Genomic DNA, 14,965 nt, shown 5'->3' with positions numbered 1-14,965 from the left:
GGAAAGCATGGTCGATATCGACATTCGTTCTCTAACAATCATGAACTCATCAACCTGATCTTATAGCAGTATTGAAAGAGTGTTTCATCTTAAAGGACAATGCGGGTTCGCCATTTAACCAAGCCTCCCGGACTTTTCTGACATCATGTATGTTTGATCAACCAATAAAGCTGCGGAGACACTTCGACCGGTACTATGGCCCAGGGAGCAACACCCCTCCATGGAGCGCGGCGAAATGAGTTACATTCAGTATCTACATCTCACCGTCTAGTGCACCTTTCTCTACTGATTTTTTTAGCATTGGATCCAAGCTATATGGGAATTTGCGCATGAAGGGGGTCTACATCGTCACGATTTCCGATGGCCAACAGTAAAGGAACGAAGGGTCATTTTGCCATGAAGTTTGGTTCGTTAAGTTCAGGCCATGTGCAGCGCCGGAAATTGATTCGCAAATGTCGGTCTAGCATGTATCAGCTTCTTTATCGATCTTCTCAAATCCAATGTCAATTTTCATTCTCTTTTGATCAAAATATTTTCTCTCCTAACCAAATCTCCAGCCTCTATGGCCACCACATAGGTCCCGGAAGCAAGCTCCAGATTCCTAAGGGTGATCAACTGATGACCTTGACCAATTTCGTCTCTGGATAGTTCGTATACTTTCCGGCCTTGAAAGTCATAGATCCGGATCTGAAGGGGCCCAACCTGACGAACTTCAGTCAGAATGTTTAATTGGTTATTGGCAGGATTAGGGAACACTTTGAAGGTAGGCTCGACCTCCATTTCCGGTTTGGGCTTCTCCTCTCCTGCTTCAAATTCACTATTGATCTCACGACCGGCGACACCAGAAGTCCAATCCTTTGTGAAAAAGGCATCCACATAATACATGATCTTATTTTCTATTTCCGGGTCTGCTCCATTTAAGTAATCATCGTAGTTGCTTCCAAATTTGTATTCCGGAACATGGTAACTGGCCTGACCATTCATACCACCTTGATCCGGACCATCCAAGGTTAACAACTCAAATGTCCCACCAGTTGGTAACAGGGCATCGTCCCAAGCTTCTTTCATGGCTCCACCGCCATAAATTTTGGAAATTGAAAAATTGGGAAACACACTGATGATCCGCCCCCATGGCAAGCGTCCTCCATTGAAGGGGTAGTCATGACCCCACGGAACAACCGCATCCTCATGATGATGAATTTCGGCCGCATATCTAAACGGGGGGGTTAACATCCAGTCTGTCTTCGCCAGCGCACCCGCAAAGGATACGGATTTATCAACGCGACCATCCATGGAAGCGTAAGTATTGAGTTTTTGTGTGATTAATGCAGCTAACTCACCATCACTGCCTTGATAACTGCCATAGCTGCCATCAGTAGCTTTACTCAACACATCACAGGTGTTGTGTCCCTGGATGTTAAGGCAGGGAATGGGCTCGTAATCCTCCAGGCCAAATGTCAGGTAGTTCGGATTGCCACTATCATCCCATCCACCGTAACCATACCCTTCGGAGGTAGCTTCCAGAAAGTTGTCAGATTCATGTTCGTTTTCGTATTTGACTTCTGTCAGGAATAGATTCGTCTGGCTGGTGATCCCGCCTGCACTATGCCCCAGTGCGTAGACCTTTGATTGATCCACCTTCCACAATTCCTCAAAATCGTCATTCACTTCGTTTTCGTTCTCCGGCATCCGCCACCACTTGGTTGCCGCACGACTGTCCTGCCAGGCCCGAAGCATCGTTCGCAACCCAACTTTTTCCTCATACCCATACAGACCTACACGGTAGTCGATGGCTGCTACTACAAAACCCTTGCTGGCCAACCATTGGCAGGTCTTTTCCGTCAATTTACTTTGACGGGTATTCCACATGAAGGCACCACCAAAGTGGTAGATGATCAACGGCAAAGCCGACAGTTCATCCAGGGTGATCCCCTCTTTCGGCAACGGATAGTAAACGTCCATTCGGAGCTCCTGATCCACCAATTCATCAGGATCAGCCTCCTGATCGTTGGTAGAGATCGCCATCAGTGATTGGTCAAAGTCGGGATCGGCTGGATTAGGCACCGGATCCACTCTGTTATCGCTAATTGCATTGGCACCACTGGTGTACCAGCTTCCGGTTGCTTTGGCTGAAGCAAATCTAACATTGGACTTTTTACCTGTGTGAAATTCCAAACTACCAGGGACGGTCTCCTGATAGTATTCTGTCAAGGGCCCTTTCGTTTCTAAATAACCTCCTTCACCACAATAAGGAAGCACTGCTTCCGCAAAGTCCTCATATTCAACTGGCCTCAGTTCCTCACAAGTGGGTGCCACTAATTCAATCAGGTAATCCTCTACTTCGCCGATACCATACTCCCCATCATGGGTGATCAACTCATTCGAAACCGCTACTCGCATACGGGTCAGGCGCTTCTCTCCTGGATTTAGCTTTATTTCACGGGCTCTCGGCATTGGGTGATTAACCAACAACGTACCATCACTAGCGAAACCAGCGGCAATTTCCTCCATGGGATGAGCTACCGGATCATTTACGAAATTGTACGTATAACTATGAGATGGATCCTCAGGGTCAATTTCCCACCTGCCCTCTAAATCGTCTGAGTTGAAGTAATCGATCCATACTTTGTAATTGTACGGGAAGATTTGATTCACAATATCCAACGTAAGTTCGAGATCCCCTGCAGTAGGGCCGACCTTTACCGGACCGATCTTAAAATTGGGATTGCCCAAGTTTAAATATCCTCCGTTATTGCCTGACTTTATTTCTTGTAGCTGTTGTCCGTTCTGCTCGGCGCTCAATCGATTGATGAAAATAGGATCGGCATTGGCTCCCCGGCTGGATGGGTATTTGTAGCTCCTGAATTGCTGAGCCAACTCTTTCGGTTTAAACAATTGTCTGGCATTTCTCGGAACTTCTGCTGGATAGCTCACTGCTCTCACCTCGACAGACTCGCTTCCTACATTAGTCAGTCGGATCACAACCGGGATAGTTACATCCCAAAGTGATTGAACACCCTCTTCATGTGACGATTGAAGGCTCAATGCTCTGGCAAAGGCCGGTTTTATGGTCGTACTCCAATCAACTGGGCGATCGATAAGCCAAAATCCTGTATTTCTTTCACAGGGAGGAAATCCGACCGGAAGGTCGTTACAATCCCAGCCTGCGCCTCGGAAACCAGCAGATACCGGTGCATTTGGAGAGATCGTATTGTTGGCAAAAGTACCATACAACAATTGTTCGCGATATTGAGCCATTTCTGCATCCCAGATGATCTCATAAACGGTCAAAACCACTTTTGATGCATTAGGATCAGGCATATTAATGCCCAATATGCTTTCCCAACTTCCGAAGGAGGCCAGATCATTAAATATAATCGCTGGCCGTAGATAATGAACGCCTTCCTCTAATCTTGAAGGGTCTGATGGGTTAATTCCCTTTGAACTATATGTTTCCCCCCCGCCAATTTCCAGCATGAAATCAGACTGTACCGGGATCATATCAGACAAATACCCCCCAGGAATTTGGGTGATCCAGGTCTCATCGGGATCAAGCCAGTTCCGAAGGCCTTGGGCTCCATCTACATTGTACCAGACATTGGAAAGTGCAGAGGAAAAATAGGCACCAGAACTTGGGTGAAAACCACTATAAATGCCAATTAACGCCTGATTTGCATTAAAGAATCCCGAACCGCTCGCCCCGCCCTCAAGATGCGTACTACGATTGTTCCATCTGCCAGTCATTTCAAAAGCGTAACCCTTGAAACTTTGCAAGTCCTTCCATTTAAAGGCTTGACTTTCCGGATTGATGAATATTTTTTTGTGATCACTTTGAGGATGGGAAATATTAAATGATAAAGTGTTTTCTATTGACAGGTCCCAGCCCGCTGCATATACATTTTCAGGCCAGTTTTCGATTCCTTCGACCCGAAGTTCGAGTAAGGCCATGTCACTTATTTCATCCTTGTACAATAACGTACCTGAAACGTTATAAGCGTTTGTGATCACCACATCATCAACGTCCGTGCCCCTGTTTAGGGCATCAGACATTTCATAATTGAACGTAAGTACCACACCAATCTCACTACCCGAGTCTCGATTGGGGAAACAGTGAGCCGAGGTGCTTACTAAAATGCTACCGTCCTGCCTGACATTATTCATCAGCGTACAAGAACAAAATTCATCTGCCGAACCCGCAATAAATGCTGTAGCTCTTTTCAAATCCTGCATATCGGATCCATCTGGATGATTCACATTTCGATTATTAGGGTCCGAGGTGTTAATAAAGGGCCTGTCAGGAAAGTAAAAGCCTAATGGTTGCTGCGCTTCCAAACTAGCACAAGTCACCAGCAAGCAGCAAAGCAATTGAAATGATCTCAAGCGTTTCATTTGTGTGAAAAAATTACTTCATGTTCTTACTTAGCACGAGAATTAACTCCATCAGCTTCTTCTTTAATCTTGTCAGCGGACCTGGTTTGCTGTTCACTATGAAAGTGTAGTATGAGGGGCTCCCGCCCAGAGCCCCCACATTTACGAAACACATCACTTTCTTTCAATTTCTATGATCTCATGACCAATGCGTGATGACCATTAGTTCTGAGAAATTTATTGACCCGCCGGTGGTCCTCACCAGAAAAGTTCCGGAAGGAAGTGCTTTGACCGACAGATAACAAAATTGAGTAGCACTTGATGAATGGGTACACTTTTTGGCTTTCGCTACGCGCGCCATTCTCATTTTTTTGGCAGTGGAATAAAAAACATCCAAAAAGCCGCAATCACGTAATGGTAGACCTCCGTCGTAGATTCCACATTCCGCTGGCGCTCCATTCTGAATGACGGAGGTGGTGAGAGTTGCAACCGTGGTTTTCGTGACCTTAAAAACAAATAGAATGCTCAATTACAATCATCATGTTTTTGATTATTCTTCCGTGCATGCGGACTGCCCTCAATTCGCGACTCGAAATGGATTGACAAGAAAAAATCAGCTGAAACCAAATTCTCAATCCGCTATTCTATCATCATCATGACAACCAAATGCCTTGGACTAACCAAGCCGGCTTCGGTTTTGGATAAAAAATTGAGCAGCACTTGCTGAATGGGCACGCGTTTTGGCTTCGCAACGCGCGCCAGGATGATACGCAACACTCGCCAGAATGGCAAAGCAGAAAATAGTTTACAGGTCACCTGATAAGCAGACGTTTAGTTTGGTGCAAATTCGTACCATGAAGCTGGAGAATATAAACTCCCTTTTCCACCAGATCACCCATATCAACCTCCAGTGAGTTACTCCCTTCACGAAGATCAATAAATGTTCCGGAATATACAGTTCTCCCTGCAAGGTCCGTTATCCGGTATGGTATTACATCCTGATTTGTGACAGTCAGGTTGACTGAAAATTTCCCTTCTGAAGGATTTGGATATACGACAATTGACCATGCTTCTAATTGTGCAGGGATGTCTCTCTCTGTTACACCACTTTCAGATAGGTCAGGCCTGGCCGCGACTGTTGATACCGGGTCAAACGGCAAATCGATGATACGCTTATCTTGCAATGGGTAAATGGCCTCACTCCAATTTTGATAGGAAATACCATTATAGGGTCTGGTGAGCAGGTAATCCTGAAAATAATTGATTCTGTTTGGCATAAAGTCAATTGCCTGATTACTGAGTCTTTTGGCAAGTTGTATCCAATTAGTCTGACCACCGTTCCTGGCCTTTTTCTTAAAATAGTCATTTCTCAACCAGAGGAAAACGGCAAAATGCTCCGAAACTTGCTCCCTCTTGAAAGTCCAATCATTTTCTTGGACGTATTGCGAATAGTTTCTTCCATCCGCTGCAATTGATTTTGCCCAGTTTGGATCCCCGTGTTGATGAGGGAGGTGAGGCAAATCAAAATCTACAAGGTATTCATCCAATGTAATATGAACCGCTTCATGCAAGACAGTTTCTTCCATTTTTTCAGAACGAAAGTCACTGCTTAAAAGCATTGATTTGCTATCATGACCACATGCACTCGCACGTGGTTCTGTTTTCATATATATGTTTGTTACACCTCCTCTCAAAATTCGAGGAATCCGCCCCAATGCCTTGGCATATTCAAATACGATAACATCCCAAGCCTTCTCATTAGAATGATTGGGATCATAAAAAAGTAAAGGTTTCTCCGGACGCTTGGCAGTACCATCTGGTCTATAAAACTTGACATCTTTTTCTCTTACAAAGAAATTAACGGGATTCTCATAAATGGTACCTTCTTCATACCTGGCAGTCCACTTATATACACGCTCTATTGGCCATTCCTCTTCAATGCATGATCCAGACCCTGAATTAAAATTTTCAAAACCCAGGTCTGTCTTGCTCGATGGTTTGGTCCATCCATTTCCTTGTTCAGTGAATAATGTTGGGCTGTTCTCTGTAATGAAATTAGTTTCGTGAACAGTTCCATCATATCCCTCATTTGCCATAGTAATAATGGGTTGCCGTTTCTGTGGTTCATCAAAATTGAAAATCTCTTTTAACTTGGGTATCCCAGGAATATGAGAATCCCTAATGACGCTATTCGTTACGGTCATGGGTTCCTCTTCCTCTATGGTGACCCTCAATACAGCGGGAAGTCCATTCAGAGTAAAGGGATATCTAAAGTCATCATTCGGGTTTTCCCTCTTGAGGTATTCCATTGCCGACGCCAAGTAATTACTTCGCCAATCGTCACTCGCGCGACTAAACCCAGGACATTTGACAGTACCGAAATCATCCGGGGTTTTTGTTGGAGTTTGATGGAGGTTATAACGATTGCCATAAAGGCAATTTTTGACAGTATAGCTATTTCTTTCCCAATAGGGCGCCCCGAAAATTTTTATACCATAAAGGAGCCCATCCCGGTTAATGAAGTCATTTGATTTGTTTTCAAAAATATTCTGATCATAAATCTCTACTGTCATTAGGGACCCAGGGGGTAAAGGGGACAAAACTCCATAATTGCCTGTATTCTGAATCTCATTTTCGTCAAGAGAAAACGCCTCCTGCATATTCACAAATAATTTAAGAGACTCCTCGGTATGAGCCTCCACATATGGCACACCACTATTCAGAAATACTCCTGACTGATAAGTCCTGATGAACTTAGGGGCCTGAGATTGAGCTGAAATACTATTGGGACTTACACTAAGCAAAATCATTGCTATCATTAAAAGCCAATGGAAGTTAAGCTTATGTAATGGTACGGCATTTAATACCGATAATGCCAGATTGAACTTGCTAACCTCTCTCATGTCAGTCAGTATGAGTTTATGATTAAGACAACTATTTCTGATGTAAATACCAAGGTTTCTTCCATTTTTTGCCCAGGGCCAGTTTTTAGCCCATGCGATCAGACTCAAACGATCTCTCTATTAGGAAACTCTCCCCCACCTAATCCATCTCCAGACTGCAAAATCAAGACATATGATGTAGCAGGGTAGTTTCAAATATCTCAAAATAATCAACTGATGTTTTAGCTTTGCAACGCGCGCCAGACTGGCGGCCTTTCAGTTCTTTAGGAGATTGCGGCATTTTTTGGACGTGGATAAAATATACGACCAAAAAAGCCGCAATGACGATCGTAAATGGCGCTCCATTCTGCATGACGGAGGTGGTGGCATCTTCCCTTATCGCGTCATTCAGAGCGTTGCTTTCAGTAAGAGATTTATAGAATGAGCACGCGTTTTAGCTTCGCAACGCGCGCCAGACTGGGCTGCCTTTCAGTTCTTTAGGAGATTGCGGCATTTTTTGGCCGGGGATAAAATATACGACCAAAAAATCCGCAATGACCAAGTCGCGGAGACGAAAATAGCTGGCGCTCCATGCTGGATGACGGAGCTGGTATGTTCTCATCCGACCTGCGACTGTCCTAAAAAATAAAGGGCCTCCGCACCGAAGTGCAAAAGCCCTACTCACCCTGTCTATTATCTCATGTTACCCAAGGAAGGTGCTCATTCACTGATCTATGGCGATGCCAGGATCATTGAACTAAGGCATGAGACTTGCTCCAATCAGTTTTTTCTGAGTCTTTCTTCATTGATCAGCGAGCTTCGCTTCCAATTGCTCGATGCGTTTATTTTGCTCGATGATGTACAAGGTAAGCTCCTCCACTTTTTTCAGCAAAGTCTTGTCCATGTTACCGAGATCGATACCCTCTTCAGCTACATCAGCAGCGGAAGGTACTTCAGGAAGGTGCTTGTTTTTCGATATATAGGCTTCTACTTCCTCCAACGGAGTAAGCTCATATTCCGCATCGAAAACATAATCTGGCCAGTCATCAAACGAGGAATTAGCGCTTACGGCAAACCTTGTAGAGACTACCGAGCGGAATACTGCACTCAGATGTTTCATGTTTTTGGTATCTACTATGGCGCTCCATCCGTCATCCGCGTTATACACCGCAAGACCTCCGCCATCACCGTCAAAATAGTTTCCACCTGGCTCTTGAGCCCCGAAGAAATTCCTATCATAGATCACTAGCCCTTCTACCATTGGGTCGGCTAAAGATCCTTTCTCTGAGTTTCTAATCGTTAAACCCTGATGAGCTGCAATCGTAATGTTATTGTTCACCAACCCGCCATCAAATCCACCTACTGCAGAGATGCGAGCGTCCAGGCCGGTGATGTGATCAGGATCAATGTCTTCCAGGGCGCTACCATTTCCAATAAATCCGGTTGCTTTTACATTTCCATTGACATCCAGTCTTTCAGTTGGATTTTGACCGTTCAGGTTTATCCCCACCGATCGATTACTATTATTGATATTCACGATTGGATTCGGCCACGCCCCAAGGGTGATTCCTGAGTCGGCATGAAAATTCATTTTATGCCGGAGGTGCTCCTCAACACCGGTAAACTCACCAAAGAAGTGGATCCAATGCTTGGTGCCATCTACATCCGCTCTTATGGCGTTTAATGTACCCGTCCCGTTCAATTGGATATCTTCTGTGGCTTGGATATTACCTACTATGTCCAATGCTTCCGTTGGGTTGTCCTTGCCAATACCCACAAATCCAGCGTTGTAGAATATTTTATCACTGTTTTCCGACCACAGGGAATTGCCCTCAACAACAGCAGAGACCCTCGCATCTAAATCCGTAATGTTATCAGGATTGATATTGGTGATATCTTTACCATCTCCTACAAAAGCACTGGCTTTTACCGTACCATCGACATCCAACTTCTTAGAAGGATTGACTTTCCCGATACCTATTTTTCCATCTTTCTTAATCGTAAGAAGATCTTTTCTACCCGAATGACCAAGTTCCGGAATTGGACTATAGGAGAATGTGAAATCATTTGGGTTGGTTCTCATAATCATTACATTTTCCGGACTGTACATACCTGGATTGTCCAGATAGTTGGTTGGCGTACCCCCAGGGTACTTCGCCATGACGAGGACCGGACCATAGGTTGACCGGTCGATTCGCATACCTCCATCATTACCATCGTCCACGCCAACTCTGGTAAAATGGAATGTTCGTTCTGGGGTCAAGGTTCCTATTCCAATTTTGCCATCTGTGACGTTTATAGGTAGCGAATTGTCCGTTCCCAGGAATCCCGCATTCGCGAGATCTACAGAACTGGAATCACCAAGTGTTAGAATCGTACCATTGAGCTGCAGATCCTGCGATAAATTGTTGATCTGCGCGGCATCGATATTCATGAGGTTGGAAGCATCCAGTTCAGGAAGAACACCTGTCAGATTCGCGGCGTTTAAGGTCGTCAATCCGAAACCATTCCCGATAAATTCAGTGGCTTTGATATTTCCGGCTACCACAAGCGCTTCATCCGGGGAAGTGGTACCAATTCCTACTCTGCCATCAGATTTAACTACTATGCGTGTAAGGTTGTTAGTCGCAATGTTCAAGTCACCAGCTTCTTTGTTATTAATAATGGCATCCACAGTGCCGGAAGTCCCTACGTGGAACCCGTCGTTTGCTGTTTCACCGGTCGTTGATGAAGTGAATTTCATCCTTGCTAAACCAACGTCATGAAGATGTAAGGCACTGGCTTTTACAGTACCAGCTACCTCTAGTTTTTCGGAAGGTGATGTCGTGCCAATGCCCATATTGCCATTGCTTTTTATTTTTACTTTCGTGGTTATACTGCCGTCGTTAGTTAAAAAATCTATGTCACTTCCCTGCCGTCTGTTCATCAATACAAGTCTGTCACCTGTCAACCCAATGTCAACACCGTCGGTGTTTACATCACTCTTAACTCTAATTCTCGTGTTAACACTTTCCTTTATTTCAAGGGCCGCAGTGGGGTTGGTGGTTCCTATACCCACTCTACCTTGATCGTAGAATATTTTCGAACCGTTCTCTGACCACAGGGAACTACCCACACCTGTAGGCAAATTGGCGATCTGGCTAGCATCGATACCAGTCAATTGCGAACCATCTCCATCAAAAGTGGTGGCTTTAATCGTGCCATCTACCTCTAGTTCTACAGTAGGGGTGGGCGTATTTATACCAATCTTACCATTATTTAGAATAATGAGCCTCATTAAAGTTCCGCCATTGGAATCAGGTCCCTTTATTTTAAAATCTGTTCTACTACTTTCTAACTTCCATTTATTTCCTTGATCATCTTGTAACAGATAAAAGGCGCTACTTTCAATGCCATCTTTATTAATCTCGAGTTGATTTTGAGTAAATTTCTTGGCACTTTGAGCCTCGGACCTTTCAATCATCAGGATGATCAAAGGAATGAACAGGAACAGCCGCTTGAGCCACACCCCATGGACACCTCTTATATTTATCATTTGATTTCTTTTCATCGTATTATTCATTTAAGGTGGTGTGAGTCATCAATTCGAGAGGTTAAGCCATAACTCTGGCCTGATGATCCTTGAGGATTTTTAGGTCTGCCTAAATAACCTCCAAAAACAACTCCTCGTAAAGTCTTCATTGTGAATGATTTTTTCTGCCTCCTGAGCAGAAGCACATGGTTACTATTTGTTTTCGCGGGCACTACTTACTTTTACCTCAAGCGCATCCAGCCTCTCCAATAAGGCGGCATTATACGCTTGCTGCTCCTGAAGGGCCTTGTGCTGTTGGATGGTATATAAAGTAAGTTCTTCGACCTTTTCCAACAAGGTAATGGTCATCTGCTTGCCGCTTACAAGCCCTTTTTCCTTTACTTCTAGCTGGCTAATGACACCTGGCAAGTGTTTATGTTTTATGATAAAATCCTCTAGTTCGCCCAGGTCATGGAGTTCGTAATCTTCTTCGAAAACATAATCGGGCCAATTATCACCGACAGTGGTGTAGATCACGTCTTCAGAGACAATACCATCTTCCACAAAAAGGGTTGCGTGATCCAGCGCATCTACATCAATGTTTTCGAATGAATCAGCAGCACCATTCGTTTCCTTTCGGCTAATGTGTACTGGCCCATTGGCTTTTATGGCAAAAAGGTCATCGGATTTGGGAGTTATGGTTAGTACCCCGTCTACCTTTAGATCATTCACTTCCGTATCGGTATCTACTATTAAGTCTCCCTCCACTGTAAAGTTGTTCTCCACTATTAAATCATCAGCTATGGTTACATCATCCGAAAAATTAATAATACCATTATGTGTGTCGAATGTCGCTAGCGGAGTTGCCCCAGCACCTATAGTAATTTTATTTGCGAACAACCCTATCCCATTTTTTGTTATATCACCACCGGCATCTCTTTCGAAGGCGATGGTTCCTGTTAACTCAAATAAGTTGCTCTGAAGATTTTTGACCAACCCGTGTATAGATGAGGCTGTACCATCATCAGACCATAATTCCAACAAATCGATACCGGATCCTTCCACATGAAGTTGGGCATCTGGCAGTGCTGTGCCAATACCAACCTGTCCGTTACTTTTTATTTTTACTTTCGACGTTATACTGCCGTCGTTAGTTAAGAAATCTATGTCACTTCCCTCCTTTCTGTTCATCAATACAAGTCTGTGATCTTGCAGCCCAAAGTCAACACCGTCGGTGTTATTGTCACCCTTGACTCTAATTCTCGTGTTAATACCATCCTTTACTTCAAGGCCCGCACTGGGGCTACCGGCTGTTCCTATTCCTACTCGACCTACAAAGGACGCTAGAGTATTATCCCCTGACCACAAGGAACCAGTCAATTGCGAACCATCATCTAAAATAAAAGCAGTGGCTTTTACGGTTCCGGCTACATCGAGCTTTTCGGTAGGTGAATCAGTACCGATTCCCACATTGCCCTGATAGTCGATTCTCATTCTCTCCTCTAGATCAACATCTACTGATCCTTTCGGCTTGGTATAAAAAGCCAAACCACCCGGAGAATCACTTATGTCATTGGGATTACCTACCGTGCCATAGATAGCACCAGACTTCCATGAATCAAAGATAGTCGAGCTAAGAATCAACCCCGAAGACCTGTAGTTTGATCCTCCTAAATTATCAGCTGTAACATTCAGAGCAATATTACCGAGAATCTCCAGTTTTTCATCAGGATCAGCAATACCAATTCCCAATTCCCCGTTCTGGGTAAAGTGAAATCCTCTCGTTAAGTCTGTTGATAATAATTCGATATTCCCGGAATTAAGGTCCGTACGCAAGAGCCAATCTGATAAAGCCAGGTTTGTCATCTTAAACCTGATGCTACTGCCGGATGTTCCACCAGGCTGGTTCAATTGGAGTTCAGACTCAACGACCATTGCTGGACTGTCCTGGGCATGGGAACTGTGAAATACAGCTATGAAAAGGACAAACAACATGGCCATTCGCAACCCGAAACGTCCAGGACCCCTGATCACCCATAGGTCAGAACCCCGATTGCTCATTCCTGATGAGGTCCAGGGCTTTCGCTTTTCTTTTAAATGGAAATTCATATTCTATTGATTAAAGACATATTCTTGATAAGTAGGTTATTGAAAATCATACAGGAGAACTTCTATTTTCCAGTGGACATATGATCATTCTTATTTATCCGACAGTTATTTCGAGGGATCTAACCAATCCATGATCCGAAAAAGAATAACAAGGCAGAGATGCATGCTATTATCTTAAACCAAGCTAAAAGGGAAGCTTAATGTATTTACCCAAAAAATGGTGGCCAGTAGATACGACGCAATTCCTGCGATCTGGCCAAAAAAGCTGAAACGGAAAAAATAATTTCGGGTAACAACCGGATTCAGTTCTTATCTCAAGATCTGTAATCTTTTTTTGGCAGTCAGCCATCTTTTCACAAAAGAGATAACGATAGTCTCTAACCCTGAAACGCTGATCCTGGGCTTTCTAGATACCTGGAAAATTTTTAATCGGCCGTTGGTATGATCGTCGATTTTTATTGTCAGGTAGGAAAGGAGAAAAAGCAATCCTTTAAAACAAAAGAAAATTTAAATCTTACCCTACATGAAAAAGTTACTTCAACCTTCGATTTTGATCATACTGGTCTTGCTGGTAATCACTTCAAGTTTCAAGCTTGAGAAAGTAACCACGTCAAAGATTGGTTATCTGAGTATCAATGGTGCGGTATCCCAAATTCCTGTTTACCAGGAGCAACGAAGCAAATTGGACACCACCATCTACGAATTGAATCTGGCACTGCAAGGAAAGATCCAGGACTTTCAGCAAAAGCAACAAAGTTTTGTAAAAGACTCTGCCTCCATGAATGAACTGATCCGTCAGGATAAACTGACCGAGCTTCAAAACCTCTCTCAGGCCATCCAGGCTTTCAAGCAGGGATCGGAAGAGGAGGTCGCCCGACAGGATAGTATTCTTGTTCAGCCTATTTTGGATGAGTTACAGCTGGCCATTAAAGAGGTAGCGAAGCAGTATGGCTATACTCACATATTGAACACGGATGTCAGAGCGGTGAATGGACCACCCATGGTACTTTATGCCCAGGAAGAAACGAATGTAAGTGATCTTGTGATTGAGACTTTTGAACAAATGTCCAAGAGTCAGTAACCTGATTTGAGCTAAGTAGTAATTCAAGAGGCCTGTCAATAATTTTGACAGGCCTTTTTTTGTTTGTGTAAATCGCGTCGGGAGATGCTTCGCTCACCACCTCCGTCATGCAGCATGGAGCGGCAGCGTAATGTGGAATCTACGACGGAGGTTAGCAGGACAAGTTTCTATCGCGTCGGGAGATGCTTCGCTGCGCTCAGAATGACGCGATAAGGGAAGATGCCTGAAACATAAGCCATACTTGCAGTTTGTGGTGATGTGGTTAGTTGTTTTTTGAATGGGTTGATAGCAGCACTTGAGAAGATCACTTATTTCTTCGAAAAATGGAAACAGTCTTTGTTTCACTCCCCGGCCGTGGGGCCGTGTCTTCACCTCCGGAACTGAATTTTGCAATTAGTACTCATTCCAGGTTAATTACCGGAACGCAAAATAAGGTTACTCAAGGTAAAGACTGATATCTGCTTTTTAACTTTGATTCAATCTATTCTCCAAAGTGAGGTTACTAGCCTTAAAAAATGTCATGCTGAGCGTGTCGAAGTAGGCATTTTTTGTGATATCCGTGCTTTCGTCTACCCTTCGACAAGCTTAGTGCAACCAAACAATTTTTCTAGATTTATAGCCGCAATTGAGAGTATCCTCTATTTTCCACGAAAAATGGAAACAGTCTTTGTTTCACTCCCCGGCCGTGGGGCCGCGTCTTCACCTCCGGAACTGAATTTTGCAATTAGTTCCCATTCCAGGTTAATTTCCGGAACGCATAATAAGGTTCCTCAAGGTAAAGACTGATATCTGCTTTTTCTGGATGAGTACACCACTCCTGGGCATAGGATACATTACTTCCACGCCAAAAAATGCCGCAATCTCTTTATGAACAGAAAAGCCGTTTCTTTTCCAGGAATCTACGACGGAGGTCAGCAGATTAGGTGCTATTGCGTCGGTAGATGCTTCGCTGCACTCCGAATGACGCGATTAGGGAAGATGCCTCTACCTCCGTCATTCAGAATGGAGCGCCAG

Annotated in this window: 5 protein-coding genes; 1 reads left to right on the top strand and 4 read right to left on the bottom strand. The window is 44.1% G+C overall.

Annotation, left to right across the window (positions count from 1 at the left end; genetic code table 11):
- Window positions 1-510 precede the first annotated feature (510 nt).
- The 4 genes from R8G66_07845 to R8G66_07830 all read right to left on the bottom strand — a co-directional run bounded on the left by R8G66_07845 (window position 511) and on the right by R8G66_07830 (window position 12,870).
- The gene (locus R8G66_07845; GenBank protein ID MDW3192261.1) at window positions 511-4,389 is read right to left on the bottom strand and encodes a T9SS type A sorting domain-containing protein; all 3,879 of its coding nucleotides are present in this window, start codon (window positions 4,387-4,389) and stop codon (window positions 511-513) included.
- Between the two features lie 791 nt (window positions 4,390-5,180).
- A complete protein-coding gene (locus R8G66_07840) occupies window positions 5,181-7,178 on the bottom strand; it encodes a T9SS type A sorting domain-containing protein (protein MDW3192260.1) in 1,998 nt (665 codons plus the stop codon).
- Window positions 7,179-8,052: 874 nt separating this feature from the next.
- The gene (locus R8G66_07835) at window positions 8,053-10,785 is read right to left on the bottom strand and encodes a hypothetical protein (GenBank protein ID MDW3192259.1); all 2,733 of its coding nucleotides are present in this window, start codon (window positions 10,783-10,785) and stop codon (window positions 8,053-8,055) included.
- 189 nt (window positions 10,786-10,974) lie between these two features.
- Window positions 10,975-12,870, bottom strand: coding sequence for a hypothetical protein (locus R8G66_07830; GenBank protein MDW3192258.1), 1,896 nt, complete (start codon window positions 12,868-12,870; stop codon window positions 10,975-10,977).
- Window positions 12,871-13,393: 523 nt separating this feature from the next.
- Here R8G66_07830 and R8G66_07825 point away from each other — a divergent pair.
- A complete protein-coding gene (locus R8G66_07825) occupies window positions 13,394-13,951 on the top strand; it encodes an OmpH family outer membrane protein (protein ID MDW3192257.1) in 558 nt (185 codons plus the stop codon).
- The last annotated feature ends 1,014 nt before the right edge of the window (window positions 13,952-14,965 follow it).

This window comes from Cytophagales bacterium (assembly GCA_033344775.1).
Classification (GTDB): domain Bacteria; phylum Bacteroidota; class Bacteroidia; order Cytophagales; family Cyclobacteriaceae; genus JAWPMT01.
Note: the sequence above shows the minus strand (reverse complement) of the source record. Positions and strands in the feature narration are given on the sequence as shown.

Excerpts from the sequence above, each read along its gene's own strand:
- R8G66_07830 (MDW3192258.1), bottom strand. The coding sequence starts at position 12,870 with ATGAATTTCCATTTAAAAGAAAAGCGAAAGCCCTGGACCTCATCAGGA.
- R8G66_07845 (MDW3192261.1), bottom strand. The coding sequence starts at position 4,389 with ATGAAACGCTTGAGATCATTTCAATTGCTTTGCTGCTTGCTGGTGACT.
- R8G66_07835 (MDW3192259.1), bottom strand. The coding sequence starts at position 10,785 with ATGATAAATATAAGAGGTGTCCATGGGGTGTGGCTCAAGCGGCTGTTC.
- R8G66_07825 (MDW3192257.1), top strand. The coding sequence starts at position 13,394 with ATGAAAAAGTTACTTCAACCTTCGATTTTGATCATACTGGTCTTGCTG.
- R8G66_07840 (MDW3192260.1), bottom strand. The coding sequence starts at position 7,178 with ATGATTTTGCTTAGTGTAAGTCCCAATAGTATTTCAGCTCAATCTCAG.